Origin of the sequence: Metalysinibacillus jejuensis (assembly GCF_003057615.1) — a bacterium.
GTDB classification, from domain to species: Bacteria; Bacillota; Bacilli; order Bacillales_A; family Planococcaceae; genus Metalysinibacillus; species Metalysinibacillus jejuensis.
This window is the reverse complement of record NZ_QAFW01000051.1, coordinates 1-15750: the sequence shown is the minus strand read 5'-3', so window position 1 is coordinate 15750 and position 15750 is coordinate 1. Positions and strand designations below refer to the sequence as shown.

Annotated in this window: 14 protein-coding genes and 1 riboswitch; of the genes, 5 read left to right on the top strand and 9 right to left on the bottom strand. The window is 40.5% G+C overall.

Going from position 1 to position 15750, the window contains the following annotated elements; genetic code table 11:
* Positions 1-97: 97 nt before the first annotated feature.
* The 5 genes from DDE80_RS12045 to DDE80_RS12025 all read right to left on the bottom strand — a co-directional run bounded on the left by DDE80_RS12045 (position 98) and on the right by DDE80_RS12025 (position 4325).
* Positions 98-550, bottom strand: a complete 453-nt coding sequence (locus DDE80_RS12045; RefSeq protein ID WP_108308038.1) for an acylglycerol kinase family protein — start codon at positions 548-550, stop codon at positions 98-100.
* 41 nt (positions 551-591) lie between these two features.
* Positions 592-1299: a LutC/YkgG family protein gene (locus tag DDE80_RS12040; RefSeq protein WP_108308036.1), complete on the bottom strand. Its 708-nt coding sequence runs from the start codon at positions 1297-1299 to the stop codon at positions 592-594.
* 2 nt (positions 1300-1301) lie between these two features.
* Positions 1302-2726, bottom strand: coding sequence for a LutB/LldF family L-lactate oxidation iron-sulfur protein (locus DDE80_RS12035; protein WP_108308035.1), 1425 nt, complete (start codon positions 2724-2726; stop codon positions 1302-1304).
* A 12-nt stretch (positions 2727-2738) separates the two neighbouring features.
* Complete coding sequence (locus DDE80_RS12030; protein WP_036143023.1) at positions 2739-3455, bottom strand: (Fe-S)-binding protein; 717 nt, start codon at positions 3453-3455, stop codon at positions 2739-2741.
* A 159-nt stretch (positions 3456-3614) separates the two neighbouring features.
* A complete protein-coding gene (locus DDE80_RS12025) occupies positions 3615-4325 on the bottom strand; it encodes a FadR/GntR family transcriptional regulator (RefSeq protein ID WP_108308033.1) in 711 nt (236 codons plus the stop codon).
* A gap of 177 nt (positions 4326-4502) precedes the next feature.
* On the opposite strand from DDE80_RS12025, the gene DDE80_RS12020 reads away from it, so the two are divergent.
* Positions 4503-6170, top strand: a complete 1668-nt coding sequence (locus tag DDE80_RS12020) for an L-lactate permease (RefSeq protein ID WP_108308031.1) — start codon at positions 4503-4505, stop codon at positions 6168-6170.
* A gap of 11 nt (positions 6171-6181) precedes the next feature.
* Entirely contained in the window at positions 6182-9613 is a 3432-nt protein-coding gene (gene pyc, locus DDE80_RS12015; RefSeq protein ID WP_108308029.1) for a pyruvate carboxylase, read from the top strand.
* 37 nt (positions 9614-9650) lie between these two features.
* Here the strand turns inward: pyc and DDE80_RS12010 are convergent, their stop codons facing one another.
* On the bottom strand, positions 9651-10802 hold the full coding sequence (locus DDE80_RS12010; protein ID WP_108308027.1) for a pyridoxal-phosphate-dependent aminotransferase family protein: 1152 nt from the start codon (positions 10800-10802) through the stop codon (positions 9651-9653).
* Between the two features lie 176 nt (positions 10803-10978).
* Positions 10979-11140, bottom strand: a complete 162-nt coding sequence (locus DDE80_RS15165) for a hypothetical protein (RefSeq protein ID WP_161952326.1) — start codon at positions 11138-11140, stop codon at positions 10979-10981.
* 311 nt (positions 11141-11451) lie between these two features.
* Between DDE80_RS15165 and DDE80_RS12000 the strand changes: the two genes are divergently transcribed.
* Entirely contained in the window at positions 11452-11988 is a 537-nt protein-coding gene (locus DDE80_RS12000) for an RBBP9/YdeN family alpha/beta hydrolase (RefSeq protein WP_108308024.1), read from the top strand.
* A 714-nt stretch (positions 11989-12702) separates the two neighbouring features.
* A complete protein-coding gene (locus DDE80_RS15625; RefSeq protein ID WP_282432399.1) occupies positions 12703-12831 on the top strand; it encodes a hypothetical protein in 129 nt (42 codons plus the stop codon).
* An 11-nt stretch (positions 12832-12842) separates the two neighbouring features.
* On the opposite strand, the gene DDE80_RS11990 is transcribed toward DDE80_RS15625, so the two are convergent.
* Together DDE80_RS11990 and DDE80_RS11985 are read right to left on the bottom strand one after the other, a co-directional pair.
* Positions 12843-13304: a DUF6843 domain-containing protein gene (locus DDE80_RS11990; RefSeq protein WP_153060900.1), complete on the bottom strand. Its 462-nt coding sequence runs from the start codon at positions 13302-13304 to the stop codon at positions 12843-12845.
* Complete coding sequence (locus tag DDE80_RS11985) at positions 13301-13813, bottom strand: GNAT family N-acetyltransferase (RefSeq protein WP_108308021.1); 513 nt, start codon at positions 13811-13813, stop codon at positions 13301-13303. Before DDE80_RS11985 ends, DDE80_RS11990 begins: the two co-directional genes overlap by 4 nt.
* A gap of 128 nt (positions 13814-13941) precedes the next feature.
* Positions 13942-14043, top strand: a riboswitch (purine riboswitch).
* A 28-nt stretch (positions 14044-14071) separates the two neighbouring features.
* Between DDE80_RS11985 and DDE80_RS11980 the strand changes: the two genes are divergently transcribed.
* Positions 14072-15406, top strand: coding sequence for an NCS2 family permease (locus DDE80_RS11980; protein WP_108308019.1), 1335 nt, complete (start codon positions 14072-14074; stop codon positions 15404-15406).
* Positions 15407-15750 lie beyond the last annotated feature (344 nt).

Sequence of the window (15750 nt, the reverse complement as noted above, 5' to 3'; positions counted from 1 at the left end):
GCGTATCAGTAGGGTTGGAATGCCCCGAATTCACGCTCGTGGAGAACACATAAGACTTGCTTGCAAGCGATGTTCGTGGAAGCGAGAAGCCCCCACTTCAAACGAAGTTAAGTGGTGGGTAGTTCACTACATCATAGTAAATCTCTTGTGCTGTCGTTAACTGCTCGGCTGCAGTAGCTACATTTGGTGCTAACTGTAATGTACGCGTAAAGTCGTTAAAAGTGCCGCCTGGTAAAATAGCGAGCGCTATATCTAGCTCATTTTTTACTACGCCATTAATTAGCTCATTAGCTGTACCATCGCCACCTAATGAAACTAATAAATCAATATCCGCACTTAGCTGGCTACAGTGTTTTTCGATATCGCCTGCTTGCATGGTTTGATGTAAGGTAAGCGTTTGGCAAAATTGCGAGAGGTAGGCAGTGGCCTGACCTAATGTGTCATGGATTTTCGTTTGTCCAGATTTGGTGTGATAAAATAAAAGCGCGTGTAGATAGTTTTTCATGCCAATTAAAAAAAGCACCGCTACGGGTGCTTTTTTTACGTTCATTATGCTGATCTAAGGTTAAACAATAAGGGGAGTTAGCTTGTTTATTGATCTTCAATGATAATGTACGTCATTTTAATAGGACCATGTACGCCAACTACTAAGATCATTTCGATGTCAGCAGAGTTACTTGGGCCTGTAATGAAGTTTACGCATGACGCAACTTGTTCACCGCGCTCAATCATTGCGCTGATCGAAGCAGCAGCTTGCGTCATACGTGGCACAATTGTACTTTTAGGAATAAGGATGATTGAGTTTTGGGGTAGAAAACTAATTGAGCGACCCTTATCTTTATCGCTAAACAATACAGCTGTACCTGATTCGGCAAGTGTCATTTCACTCACCATAATACCAACGTCCGCGCGTTCAGCGAATGTGATATTATCCTGGCCACAACGCTCTTGCCATTGGTGGGTAGCAATCTCTTGTTGTGGCCAGTGTTCTGTAATAAGTGGCAGGACGCCAAAGTCTGCAAAGCGTTGGTCTGTCGAAGTAATGACAGAGGTAGCTTTATAGTCAGACACGACTTGCTGTAGGGTAGCTCCTAGGTCAGCAGTCGTTGTAGTAATTGCTTTTGTATGAATGTTTTTACATTGCTCTACTAAAACATCAACGAGTTCTTCCTGCGTAGCGTTTGCTAATACTTGGTGCTGTGGCCCAAACGAAAAATTACGCTCAGGGCGAGAAGTAGGTTGTGGTCGTCCGAGCTGTTTGGCGATTTTACTTAAAAATTCATTGCGATTTTCGATCATGATTACTTCTCTCCTTTCGAGCGGTTTTTCATCCAGCCGCGGAAGCTTTCTTTGTTTGGCGCAGGGAAGTCACGTTCTTCTGTCCAAGCCTTGAGCGGACCTGGACCCTTTTTAATCGTGTCGCCCTTAGTAAATGGTGACATGAGTGGTGCCGCCATTTTATTTGCCATACCATAAAGTCCGCTTGACGCAGCACCAAAACCAAATGCCTTCATCATCACTTTTTCAGATATTGGTGCTTTGCCTTCATTTTCGACAATGACTTGACGGTGTTGATGTAATAGTTGGTGAAGCGGAATTTTTACAGGGCAAGCATCTGTACAAGCTCCGCAAAGTGTTGAGGCATACGGTAATTCTTTATAATCTTCGTAGCCACCAAGCAGTGGTGAGAGTACAGCTCCAACAGGACCAGAGTAAATCGAGCCATAAGAGTGACCGCCAACGTGGCGGTAAACAGGGCAAACATTTACACAAGCTGCACAGCGAATACATTGTAAAATCGATTGGAATTCGCCACCTAAAATATCAGAGCGCCCATTGTCTACAATAACTAAATGAAACTCTTCAGGGCCATCTACATCGCCCTCATCACGCGTACCTGTAAGCGTAGTAATATAGCTTGTTAGCTTTTGCCCTACAGCACTGCGCGTTAATAAACTAACGAGTACTTCCATCTCTGCAAACGTTGGTACAATACGTTCCATGCCCATTACGGTAATTTGTGTTTTAGGTAATGCCGCAACTAAGTCAGCATTGCCCTCGTTTGTGACAAGTGTAATTGAGCCGCTCTCAGCAATCGCAAAGTTACATCCTGTAATGCCAATGTCTGCAGTTAAATAATCTTGCCGCAGTTGCTCACGCGCGTGAAGCGCTAGCTCTTCAGGCAATGCAGACTTACTATAGCCTTGTTTTTCTTTAAACACATCGCGGATTTGCTCTTTGTTTTTGTGTAGAGCAGGTACGACAATATGTGACGGTGGTTCATGGTCATCCACTTGTAAAATATATTCACCAAGGTCAGTTTCGATTACTTCACAGCCTACTGCTTCTAGTGCCGCATTCATATGAATTTCCTCTGTCACCATTGATTTTGATTTAACAATTTTTTTGGCATTTTTCTTTTTGGCTACATCTTGAATATAGCTTGCAGCTTGCTCTTTTGTTTCGGCAAAGTAAACATGCCCACCGCGCTTCGCCACGTTTTCGCTCAGCTCATATAAATAATAATCAAGGTTAGCCAACACATGTTGACGGATTTCCTCACCGTGTGAGCGCCAGTCTTCCCAGTTGCCTAACTCTTCAGCTGCGCCTAAGCGGCGTGTTTGAAAGCGTTGCTGTGCAGAAGAAACCGCCCCGCGCATAAAATCATCAGCGAGATTTTCTGTTACGCGCTCTTTAAATTGTTTATCACTCGTTTTCATCGACATTGTACGACCTCCTTAACTATTATTTAATACTTCAGCGATATGCATAACTTTAATAGGCTTGCCCTCACGTGTAATACGTCCACCAATATTAATTAAACAACCTGCGTCTGCACCAATTAAATAATCAGCGCTTGTTTCTTCAGCTGTACATACTTTTTCGTCTACCATTTGTCCTGAGATGTCCCCCATCTTAACTGAAAACGTACCGCCAAAGCCGCAACACCGATCTTTGTCTGGCATTTCGATATACGTAAGTCCTTCAACAGCTTGCAATAGCTGAAGCGGAGGGTTTTTAACGCCAAGTAGGCGTGTCATATGACAAGAGCTATGGTATGTAGCAGTGCCGTCTAGTTTGGCGCCCACGTCTACAATGTTTAAAACATTCACAATAAAATCCGTTAGCTCATACGTTTTATCCGCGAGTGCCTGCGCCTTTGGATGCCAAACTGCATCGTCTTTAAATACGTGTGGGTACTCGGTAAACATATAAGCGCACGAGCCTGACGGCGAAACAACATACTCCGCATGCTCAAATGTGGTAATCATTTTCTTCATTGCTTTTTTTGTTTCTTCTACATAGCCGCTATTATAAGCAGGTTGCCCACAACAAATTTGTCCTTCAGGGAAATCAACCTCACAGCCAAGTTTCTCCAATAGCTCAACTGTTGCTTTACCGACATTGCCTTGAAACATATCTACTAAGCAAGTAGCGAATAACGTTACTTTCATCACTGTCACTCCTTTTATTAAATCGACAGGTCATCAGATGACTTTGAAAACATCATACTACAAACCACAATCGAAAAGAAAGAAATTTTCAAAAAATTTTACACAGGGCGTGAAAAAATGCGTTTTTCGGCAAAAAAAATAACCTGTGATAGCATCAGGTTATTTTTGCTCGATATGTTGAATAAGAGTAGCACGTACATTTTCTAAGTGAAATTGCATAGCATCTTCAGCTGCAAGTGAGTCTTGGGCGAGTATAGCTAAGTAAATATTTTTGTGTTGTACAAATAGTTGCTCCGTCGTCGTTTTTTCGGAGTACAGCCAAATGCGTCGTGTTTCACGCATAATATCAATCATCGTTTCGGATACTTGCGCTAATAAATGCTCAAGCATTGGATTTTGAGTAGCGCGAGCGATAGCGGAGTGAAAGTGATAATCTGTGCTTTCGCCTAGCTCGTGGTCACCATGCGTATTTTGCATCTTCGTTAAAATATTTTTGAGCACAGCAAGGTCGTCAGTCGTACGATTTTGTGCAGCCTTGCCTGCAATGCCAATTTCTAAAATTTGGCGCATCTCAAGTAAATGCTCAATATCAGTTTTATTGAGTTGTGGGGCAAAGGGAAATAATAAATCTTGCTTGGGCGGCTCAATGACAAATGTGCCAGAGCCTTGCTTGATTTCAATTAGCCCCATTGCTTTGATAGCAGCAAGCGCCTCACGTACAGCGGAGCGGCTCACCTGTAATTGCTCGGCTAATTGCTCCACAGAGTCTAGGCGATCGCCTGGCTGTAATTTGCCAGAGGTAATTGATTCGAGTAAGACGTCTGCAACTTCCTCGTAAATTTTTTTGGTTTTAATTTTTTTATAAGCCAATCCTTACACCTCACTACATACTAATTCATTTTATTATACATCATTACGGAATTTGAGAATTTTTAAAAAACATATTGAATGTTTAGAATTTAGTAACTATAATCATATCATCTAATCATCTGATGACTTCGCGAGGGGGAGTTGGAAAGAGAAGAAAATGAGAGGGGCGAGAAGAATATGAGTTTTACGCAGAATTTTACAGCTGTCGGAGGAAGTCTTTGGCTATCCGCATTAGTAGCGATTATCCCGATTTTGTATTTCTTTTGGGCATTAGCAATTAAGAAAATGAAAGGCTATGTAGCAGGTTTTACAACTTTACTTGTAGCGTTAGTATTAGCAGTGTTTGCTTATCAAATGCCAGTAGCGACCGCATTGATGTCCGCAACACAAGGCGCGGTTTATGGTTTACTACCAATTGGTTGGATTATTGTAACGTCAGTATTTTTGTACAACATCACAGTCAAAACGGGGCAATTTAATATTATTCGTTCGTCGGTGCTGTCCATTACAGAAGATCGACGCATTCAAGCATTACTCGTAGCGTTTTCATTTGGCGCATTTTTAGAAGGTGCAGCAGGATTTGGTGCTCCCGTAGCTATCTCGGCAGCCTTATTAGTAGGGTTAGGCTTTAACCCATTAACAGCGGCTGGACTTTGTTTAATTGCTAATACAGCGCCTGTTGCCTTTGGTGCGATTGGTGTGCCAATTACTGCAATGGAGGGCCCAACAGGTATTGCAGCAATGGAGATTTCTAAAATGGTTGGACGTCAATTACCATTTTTAGCTGTGTTTATTCCGTTCATTTTAGTTATGATTATGGTAGGTTTTAAGAAGACACTCGAAGTTTTACCAGCTGTTATTGTGTCAGGTGTATCATTTGCGATTACACAATTTTTAAGCTCAAACTTCTTAGGGCCTGAGTTACCAGACGTATTATCAGCATTAGTATCATTATTTGCGTTAGCATTATTTATGAAGGTATGGCAACCTAAAACAATTTATCGTTTTGCATCTGATGATGAGGTTGCAGCACAAGAAGAAAAATACAGTGCAAGTAAGATTACGTTAGCGTGGTCACCATTTATTGTATTAACCGCCTTTATCTCATTCTGGGGTATTCCTGTTATTAAAAAGGCATTGATTGGTGCGTACGAGGGCGATAATATCGTACTACAAGGTGTTAATGTACTAGGTAAGTGGTTAACATTTTATCCTGAGGTTCCCTTCTTGCATAACCTTGTCATTAACGGCGCAACAAATGAGCCAATCCCAGCACTTTATAAGCTCGAAATTTTAGGCGCAGCAGGGACAGCGATTTTACTTGCAGCAGTTGTAACGAAGTTTTTATTTAAAGTAAAGTGGTCAATGTTCTTCAGTATTTTTGCTAGTACGGTAAACGAAATCAAATATCCGTTACTCACGATATGTTTTGTCGTAGGTTATTCGTATGTGACAAATGCTGCTGGCATGATGACGACGCTTGGTTTAGTATTAGCTAAAACAGGAATGCTCTTCCCGTTCTTTTCGCCAGTGCTCGGTTGGCTTGGTGTATTTATTACTGGTTCGGATACTTCTGCCAATGTATTATTTGCAAAATTGCAACAGGTTACGGCAGGCTCAGTTGGTATGGACCCAGTGCTTGCACTTGCGGCTAACTCATCTGGTGGTGTTACAGGTAAAATGATTTCGCCTCAATCCATTGCAGTTGCAGCAGCGGCAGTTGGCTTAGTAGGGCGTGAGTCAGAATTACTGCGTTTCACACTCAAGTACAGCTTATGGCTACTACTTGCGATTTGTATAATGACATTTTTACAAAGTAATGTACTATCATTCATGATTCCATAGGGGGTAAAGAAATGACAACGATTCAAAAGATTTTAGTCGCAAACCGAGGAGAGATTGCGATTCGCGTATTTCGCGCATGTACCGAACTGAAAATGAAAACGGTTGCAATCTATTCTAGCGAGGATAGCGGCTCATACCATCGCTATAAGGCAGATGAAGCATATTTAGTTGGTAAAGGTAAAAAGCCTATTGATGCTTATTTAGATATCGAAGGGATTTTAGCTATCGCGAAGGAAGCGAATGTTGATGCGATTCACCCAGGCTACGGCTTTTTATCTGAAAACGTAGACTTTGCACGTCGTTGCGAAGAAGAAGGAATTGTTTTCATTGGACCAAAATCAGAACAACTCGACATGTTCGGAGACAAGGTAAAAGCACGTGAGCAAGCAATTGCAGCAGCTATCCCTGTTATCCCTGGTACAGATGGTCCTGTGGAGAGCTTACAAGAAGTACAAGATTTTGTGGATACTAATGGCTTACCAGTGATGATTAAAGCATCACTTGGTGGTGGTGGTCGTGGTATGCGTATGGTGCAAAAAATCGAAGACCTTGCATCCTCATATGAGCGTGCGAAGTCAGAGGCAAAGGCGGCCTTTGGTTCGGATGAAGTATATGTTGAAAAATGTATCGTTGAACCAAAGCATATTGAAGTACAAATTATTGGTGATGCGCATGGCAATATTGTGCATTTATATGAGCGTGATTGCTCCATCCAACGTCGCCATCAAAAGGTTGTAGAGATTGCGCCGTCAAACTCTATTAGCAAAGATTTACGTCAGCGTATTTGTGATGCAGCTGTTAAGCTAATGAAAAATATTAAGTATATTAATGCGGGGACTGTGGAGTTTTTAGTAGCAGGCGATGAATTTTACTTCATTGAGGTTAACCCACGTATCCAAGTTGAACATACAATTACAGAAATGATTACAGGTATTGATATTGTGCACGCGCAAATTAAAGTAGCACAAGGTTACGCGTTGCATGGCAAAGAAATTAATATGCCACAGCAACAAGATATACCGCTATTTGGCTTTGCTATTCAATCGCGTGTAACAACGGAAGATGCGCAAAATGACTTTATGCCAGATACAGGTAAGCTAATGGTGTACCGTTCAAGCGGTGGCTTTGGCGTGCGTTTAGATGCGGGTAATGGCTTCCAAGGCGCTGTTGTAACGCCTCACTATGATTCATTACTTGTTAAAATTTCGACATGGGGTACAACATTTGAAGAAGCGGCGGCGAAGATGGTACGTAACTTAAGTGAGTTCCGTATTCGTGGTGTTAAAACAAATATCCCGTTCCTTAGCAATGTCGTGGCGCATCAAAACTTCCTATCAGGTGAGTTTAATACAAGTTTTATTGATACAACACCAGAGTTATTTAATATCGAAAAGCGTAAAGACCGTGGTACGAAGTTATTAAATTATATCGGCAATGTTACATTAAATGGCTTCCCAGGGATTGAAAAACGTAAAAAACCAATTTTAGATCATCCTGTTAAACCAAAAATTATTACCGACCTTAAACCATTTGGCACAAAACAGATTTTAGATGAGCAAGGTGCGGATGGTTTAGTAAATTGGATTAAGGCGCAGCGTGATGTGCTATTAACAGATACGACATTCCGTGATGCGCACCAATCCTTACTAGCGACGCGTGTGCGCTCGCAGGACTTATACCAAATTGCAGATGAAACAAGTCATTTACTGCACAACTTCTTCTCGTTAGAAATGTGGGGCGGTGCAACGTTTGATGTATCTTACCGCTTCCTAAGTGAAGACCCATGGGCGCGCTTAGAAAAGCTACGCAAGCAAATTCCAAACGTGTTATTCCAAATGTTGTTCCGTGGTAGTAACGCAGTAGGTTACTCAAACTACCCAAACAATGTGATCCGTGAATTTATTAAAGAGTCAGCGCAATCAGGTATTGATGTGTTCCGTATTTTTGACTCATTAAACTGGGTTAAAGCGATGGAAGTTGCCATTGATGAAACACGAGCACAAGGCAAAATTGCCGAAGCAGCGATTTGCTATACAGGCGATATTTTAGACCCAAGCCGAACAAAATATACCGTTGACTACTATAAAGACATGGCGCGCGAGCTTGAAAAAACAGGTGCACATATTTTAGCTATTAAAGATATGGCAGGCTTATTAAAGCCAGAAGCTGCTTACCGTTTAATTTCGGAGTTGAAAGATGCCACAGACTTACCAATCCATCTGCATACGCATGATATGAGTGGTAATGGTAACTTCCTTTATGCGCGTGCAATTGATGCGGGTGTCGATATTATTGATACAGCATTAGGCTCGATGGCAGGCTTAACTTCACAACCAAGTGCTAACTCACTGTACTATGCGATGGCAGGTAATGAACGTAAGGTGCGAGCGGATATTGACGGGCTACAAAAGCTGTCTGCCTATTGGGGCGATGTGCGTAAGTATTATGTTGACTTTGAGTCAGGTATGAATGCACCACATGCAGATGTTTATAAGCACGAGATGCCTGGTGGTCAATACAGTAATTTACAACAACAAGCAAAAGCAGTAGGACTTGGCGGACGTTGGGATGAGGTGCAAGACATGTACGCTACAGTTAACCTAATGTTTGGCGATGTCGTTAAAGTAACACCGTCATCAAAAGTTGTAGGGGACATGGCATTATTTATGGTGCAAAATGATTTAACAGAACAAAATATTTATGAGCGCGGCGTTGCTATGGACTTCCCTGACTCAGTAATTGAGTTCTTCCAAGGCTATTTAGGGCAGCCACATGGTGGTTTCCCACAGGAACTACAAGCATTAATTTTAAAAGACCGCGAAGCTATCACAGACTTACCAGGTGATTTACTAGAGCCTGTTAATTTTGAACAACTTGCAGATGTATTAGATGAGCGTTTAGGACGCACACCAACGAATCAAGAGTTATTGGCGTACGCACTTTACCCTAAGGTATTTGAGCAATACACTAAAACATTTGATCAATACAGTGACCTTTCAGTGTTAGATACACCAACCTTCCTTTATGGTTTACGTTTAGGTGAGGAAGTTGAGGTTGAAATCGAAAAAGGTAAAACACTTATTATCAAATTAGTATCAGTAGGTGAGCCACAGCATGATGGCACGCGTGTGATGTACTTTGAATTAAACGGTCAATCGCGTGAAATTATTATTCAAGATATGACGGTTGAAGTGGATAATGCGGCAGCAGTAAAAGCTGATCCAGCGAATCCAAAACAAATTGGCGCGACTATGCCAGGTACAATTTTAAAAGTAGTTGTATCCAAAGGCGCTAAAGTTAGCCGAGGCGACCATTTATTAATTACTGAGGCTATGAAGATGGAAACAACCGTGCAAGCACCAGTAGATGGTATAGTGAAAGAAATTTATACAACAGCAGGTGACACGATTTCCACAGGTGATTTATTAATTGAATTAGAATAAGCAAAAGAGGCGTTGCATATGCGACGCCTCTTTTCGTTTAACGTTTTGTTAAAAATACTTGTTGCGCAGCGAGTACACCAGCACCTGCTGTAAAGTTATAGCCTAAGTCTTGCAGTGCAGCTTCCATTAAGGAAACAGCCTGTAAAACATCGCTAGGGAAGCAATAGCCCATATGTCCAAAGCGGAAAATTTCGCCTTGTAATGGGCCAAGTCCACCTGCAAAATCTAGGTGGTAATTTTGTTTTAAGGTACGTAAAAATTCAGCTAAATCTAATCCTTTTGGTGTTTTGATAGCTGTAATTGTTGGTGAAGCGTAAGCATCTTCTGTTAGTAACTCAATATCGAGTGCACGCATTGCAGCACGCGTCATATCTTTCATTAGTTCATGACGTGCAACCGTGTTAGCAAAGCCACCCTCCTCATCAATTAAGTCACAAACAGCTTGTAAGCCATAAATTAGTGTAACCGTTGGTGTATTAGGCGTCATGCCTTTTTGTGCCCAACTACGATAGCTTTGAAGGTTTAAATAATACGCCTGTGTATGATTTGCTTCTACAGCTTGCCAAGCACGTTCGCTTAAGCTAATAAAAGATAACCCAGGTGGAAGCATCATGGCCTTTTGTGAGCCTGTGACTAAAATATCTACACCCCAATTATCCATTTCAGCAGGTGCTCCACCTAAGGCACTTACGCCATCAACAATCACAAGTGCATCTGTGGTATCATTTACTACTTTTGCAAGTTCCGCAATAGGGTTTAAAATGCCAGTTGATGTTTCGTTGTATGTCATAAAGACAGCCTTAATAGAAGTGAGCGGTGCTAAAAAATCCGCAAGCTCCTGTGCTGTACAAGCCTCACCCCAAGGCTTTTCGAGCTTATGTACGTTAAAGCCGTACTGCTCACAAATCCCAACAAAGTAGTCACCAAAAGCGCCAACTGTAATTACGACAACATCATCGCCTGCCTGAGCTACATTAACGGCAGCTGCTTCGAGGGCAGCTGTACCGCCACTTGGTAATAGTAGTACTTCGTTAGTTGTACCAAAGACCATTTTCACACGCTCTGTAACATTGCGGTAAAGCGTCACAAACTCTGGGCTACGATGGCTCATAATGTTTTGATTCATCGCTAGTTCAACACGTTTTGGAATTGGCGTTGGACCAGGGTGGCGTAAAATATTTTCATGCATAGCTTTCCCATCTCCTTGTAAATCAGAATTTTCAAATTACCATTTTATTATACCGCATTTACTTCAGCTTTAAGGAAACAATTTCACTCTTTGTAATGCGCATTGGTGGACCCCAAAAGCCAACGCTAGAGGACACTACGACTTGTACAAGACTAGGTAAACACTTATAGCCATAGTCAACGTGGGGATATTTTTTGTAATAAATCACCCGCAATTAACACAATAACAGGTTGTAACGCATGGATGCGTGCAACAATTTTAGCAAAATGCTTGTCATCAACAATATAGCCAAGGTGGACATCGCTAATTAAGACAGCATGCTTGATAGCAGTAGGCACACTTAGTGAGGTTTTTTAGCTGGTAAGTTTGATTTGCTTAGCATGCCACGCCCCGTAGCCAAAGAGGAGTAGGGTAATGCCAAGGGCAATATAAAAGCTAGTAAGCGTTAGCAAAGCAATGACACTATAGCTAACAATTGAAAATCTCGGAAATATCATAGCAAACTGTAAAGCTACAAAATAATTAGTAGCAAGGTAAAACATAAATAGTGTAAGAATAGCTAATATGAACATTTTATATCAACTCGTAAAAAAAGAGTTGTTTTTAATTCCTAGTAATCTTATAGTATATAAAAAGGTGGCGATAATTTATGAAACGATTATTTATTATACATGGCTATAATGCCTATCCCGAAAAACATTGGTTTCCATGGTTAGCGGAGCAGTTTCCGCAGTTGCAAACAACAAGTATTACATTACCTAATGCACATGCACCACAACTTGATGAATGGCTAGGAGCCGTGCAGCAAGCGATAGGCAAAGCGGATGAAAATACGTACATTGTAGCGCATAGTCTTGGTACACATACAACACTGCATTATGCTTTAACGCAAACTACAATTGGTGGTGTTATTTTAGTATCAGGTTTTGCAGAAAAAATTCCGCACTTACCGATACTAGATAATTTTGCTCATCCTATTGATGATGCGTATATTAAAAAAACGATTAAAAAACGTATCATTATTGCAGCCAAAGATGATAATATCGTGCCTTTTAGTTGTAGCGATCGGTTAGCAAAGCGTATCGATGCTACAATGATTGCGCAGGAGACCGGCAATCACTTTATGCAAAGTGATGGTTTTACTACATTTCCGCTTGTCGCAAAAACATTGGAGGCTATGTTGTGACAACTGTTTTATATATTGAAGGTGAGCCACAAATTGCCGATTAGCTTACAAATGAATTAGCCAAAAGCTATAACGTATATACTTACACTTCTTTTGAGGCTTACGAAACGAGTGGTGATTGTTTTATCATCTTTTCCGACAGAAGACGCCCTTTTCAATTGTGTGGAGGGAAAAGCTCACGATACGAGAGAAATAAATGGCGGTTGGCGAGAGCCAAAAAGCTTTTATGATCAAATTCAGAACTTCGTGGTAGTATTAATCTACCTAAAAGGAAACGTTTGTTCTTTTTTGCACTAGGCAAGTTTCCATTTGAAATAAAATACGGTTCAGTATAGGTTAGCAACGCCATTTGTCCGTCTCCCAAGTAAAAAAAGCTTAGGCCAACTAACGTCGTAAAAATCAGCAGGTGGCTGCCATCTAGTCAATTAGGGTCATCAAGATGGCAAGAAATCACTTGCAATAAGGGATTGGACTTGCCCTGTTTGCCACCAACATCACGATAGAAATAGCAATGCGAGTAAAACATTCTAGCTGAAGAATTAAGAATGCTAGCTTCGGCTTAACAATAAGAAAGAACCGTAAGAACTACAGGGATAGCTCGGTTAATAAGAGACGCCGCTGACGGTAAAGAAATACACCGATAAGTATGCTCTGTTCTCAAGAATCTCACACTTTCCACCACCTGAAAGGGTGTTAAGTGGCAAGTAGTTCAAGATGTATATGCAAAGTGATGTTAGTGGTCTCTTTTTTGTGCCACTGAGTCAGTTCTTATTAGTAACGGTAGGTAGCTTTGTGATATTTTTAATGCTCGGTACGTGGTCATTTACACGTAAAGCCATATAAAAAGAAGCGGCTCAAGGTTGGGTCGCTTCTTTTGTGACGTTGATGAGTAATGCATCAATATCTAACGTATTAAAATTAGGTGTTAACAGGTGGAGCTCCTCCTCACAATTATCCTTCACAAGTGTGCCTTGCGAAAAGTTAACTGCAATTTCTGCCTCGTAAGACCCTGTACTACCATCTAACACACATTTATCGTTAATTGCTGTGCGTTTGCCATTAGCATCTACATAAAAATATTTATCCGTAACTGTCCCGTACTTTTGTACCGGCGTTGAGGTTAACATATAGCCTTGTTCATTAATTTTTACTACTGTATAATCATCCTCTTTAGTGAGCGCTGGTGCACTGGCTACATTGTAAATGACAGCAAATTCGCCCTCAAAACCTTGAGGAAATTCGTAAATCACATCTGTTGTACTACTGTTGCAGGCAGTTAACATTAATAAACTGAGTAGCAAGAAGAGCTTCTTCATGCTAGTACCAATTCATAAAGGTAAAACCATTTTACCCACGGGAAGTCTAGCTGTAAATCTACTTTGCCAACACGTTGGAAACCGAGTTTTTCATATAGCGCAATGGCAGGCGTATTTTGTGTAACGGCATCTAAACGAATGCTGTCGTAGCCTTCAGTCTTTGCCCAATTTATAATGCATGTTACAAGCTCAGTCCCACTGACCTTATGTAAAAAATCTTTAGCAAGTCCATGAATCATTACAGGGTTTGCCTTCTGTAATTGCCAATCGCCTTCATTATAAGCAGGTGCACCAATTTGGTTAAGTACGACGCAGCCAACACGTTCGTTATCCTTAGTAAAGATAAATAAATCGCCTGCTTCAAAGCTTTTAATAGCTGTAGCCTCACTAGGGTAAACGCCTCGCTTCCATAAAGGGTAGTTCGTATTTGCCTCTAGTTGTGCGCATGAGCGATCATATAAATCTGCAACATACGCTACGTCTTGCTGGTTTGCCTTGTGTAATTTCATTTCTCATCACCTCGCCTTAAGTATAAACGTTTTAATAGAAATCGAGCAAATCACGAACTTTTATATAATTAAACACAAAAATGTTCGTAAATAATATTGATTTTAGTGAAAAGCGGTGATATATTACCAATGTAAATAAAAACTGTCGTCGTATAATACCGATAATAAGGATCGGTAGTCTCTACCAAGTCACCATAAATGACTTGACTACGAATGCAATAAAGAGCTTACGTACGACAAACGGAGGCAAAAAAAGTTATGAAGAAGTATTTCCAATTTGAAGAGTTGGGGACAAATTATCGCCGTGAAATCATAGGGGGCTTAACTACATTTCTAGCAATGGCTTATATTCTAGTTGTAAATCCTCTAATGTTATCTCTTGATGGCGTTGAAGATATTCCAGATGAGATGCGTATGAATTACGGAGCAGTATTTGTTGCAACAGCCCTTGCTGCAGCGGTAGGTTCATTATTTATGGGGATTATTGCACGCTATCCAATTGCGCTTGCACCGGGTATGGGGTTAAATGCATTCTTCGCATTTTCAGTCGTATTAGGCATGGGTATTCCTTGGCAAACTGCTTTAACAGGTGTGCTATGCTCAGGATTAATTTTCATTGTTTTATCATTAACAGGATTGCGCGAGTTAATTATTAATGCAATTCCGATGCAACTTAAACATGCAGTAGGTGCAGGTATCGGCTTTTTTATCACATTTATTGGTTTGAAAAATGCCGAAATTATTGTGCCTGACCAAGCTACATTTGTAACGCTTGGTAATATTGTAGAAACACCAAACGCATTACTTGCCATTTTCGGCTTAGCTATTACAGTAATTTTCATGACCAAAGGTATTAAAGGAAGCGTGTTTTACGGTTTATTATTAACAGCAGTCGTTGGTATTATTTTCAACCTTGTGCCAATGCCAGAAAAAATCATTGGAGCCATTCCTTCTGTATCGCCTACATTTGGTGCTGCGCTTGATCCAATTTTTAACGACTTTGGCTCATTAGTTTCCCTTAACTTTTTAGTTGTAGTGTTAACATTCTTGTTTGTAGATTTCTTTGATACTGCAGGTACACTCGTAGCTGTAGCTAATCAAGCAGGATTAATTAAGGACGAAAAACTACCACGTGCAGGTCGCGCTTTATTAGCAGACTCATTAGCCACAGTAACAGGAGCTATCTTCGGTACATCAACAACAACATCTTATGTAGAGTCTACGGCGGGTGTAGCAGCAGGTGCAAGAACAGGTTTTGCTTCCGTAGTAACAGGTGTCTTATTTTTATTAGCCTTGTTCTTTTACCCAGTGCTTAGCGTTATTACTTCAGCAGTTACGGCTCCTGCCTTAATTATTGTAGGTGTATTAATGGCTAGCGCACTTAAATTAATCGAGTGGGATAAATTTGAGATTGCAGTACCTGCCTTTTTAGTTATTATTATGATGCCATTAACATCATCAATTGCTACAGGTATTGCCATTGGATTTATTTTTTACCCAATTACAATGATTGTTGCAGGTCGTGCCAAAGAAATTCATCCAATTATGTATGGCTTATTCTTTATCTTTTTAGCTTATTTCATTTTCTTATAAATACCATAGTGACCTCTTTCGCTAAAAATAGTGAAAGAGGTTTTTTGTATATATAATAGGAAGAGAAAAAGAATAGTAATCTTTTTTTGAAAAAAGGTTGCAAAAGAATAGGATACAGGTTATATTTATAAACGTTGTTCCGAACGAACGACAAAAACAAAATAATAAAATTGTTGACAATGAAATGACGACATGATATATTATTATAAGTCGCAACAAACAAGCGACGCAAACATGAACCTTGAAAACTGAACAAGCAAAACGTTAATCAATAAATCGTTTCATTAAATTGAAACAAAATTTTGGACATCAAAATTGATGCCAGCAACATGAGCTTAATCGCT

What these genes read in the sequence shown, in the direction of transcription:
- DDE80_RS12000 (WP_108308024.1), top strand. Translation starts at nt 11,452, where the DNA reads ATGAAACGATTATTTATTATACATGGCTATAATGCCTATCCCGAAAAA.
- DDE80_RS15625 (WP_282432399.1), top strand. Translation starts at nt 12,703, where the DNA reads ATGTATATGCAAAGTGATGTTAGTGGTCTCTTTTTTGTGCCACTGAGT.
- DDE80_RS12010 (WP_108308027.1), bottom strand. Translation starts at nt 10,802, where the DNA reads ATGCATGAAAATATTTTACGCCACCCTGGTCCAACGCCAATTCCAAAA.
- DDE80_RS12020 (WP_108308031.1), top strand. Translation starts at nt 4,503, where the DNA reads ATGAGTTTTACGCAGAATTTTACAGCTGTCGGAGGAAGTCTTTGGCTA.
- DDE80_RS11990 (WP_153060900.1), bottom strand. Translation starts at nt 13,304, where the DNA reads ATGAAGAAGCTCTTCTTGCTACTCAGTTTATTAATGTTAACTGCCTGC.
- DDE80_RS11980 (WP_108308019.1), top strand. Translation starts at nt 14,072, where the DNA reads ATGAAGAAGTATTTCCAATTTGAAGAGTTGGGGACAAATTATCGCCGT.
- DDE80_RS12030 (WP_036143023.1), bottom strand. Translation starts at nt 3,455, where the DNA reads ATGAAAGTAACGTTATTCGCTACTTGCTTAGTAGATATGTTTCAAGGC.
- DDE80_RS11985 (WP_108308021.1), bottom strand. Translation starts at nt 13,813, where the DNA reads ATGAAATTACACAAGGCAAACCAGCAAGACGTAGCGTATGTTGCAGAT.
- DDE80_RS12045 (WP_108308038.1), bottom strand. Translation starts at nt 550, where the DNA reads ATGAACGTAAAAAAAGCACCCGTAGCGGTGCTTTTTTTAATTGGCATG.
- DDE80_RS12035 (WP_108308035.1), bottom strand. Translation starts at nt 2,726, where the DNA reads ATGTCGATGAAAACGAGTGATAAACAATTTAAAGAGCGCGTAACAGAA.
- DDE80_RS12040 (WP_108308036.1), bottom strand. Translation starts at nt 1,299, where the DNA reads ATGATCGAAAATCGCAATGAATTTTTAAGTAAAATCGCCAAACAGCTC.
- pyc (WP_108308029.1), top strand. Translation starts at nt 6,182, where the DNA reads ATGACAACGATTCAAAAGATTTTAGTCGCAAACCGAGGAGAGATTGCG.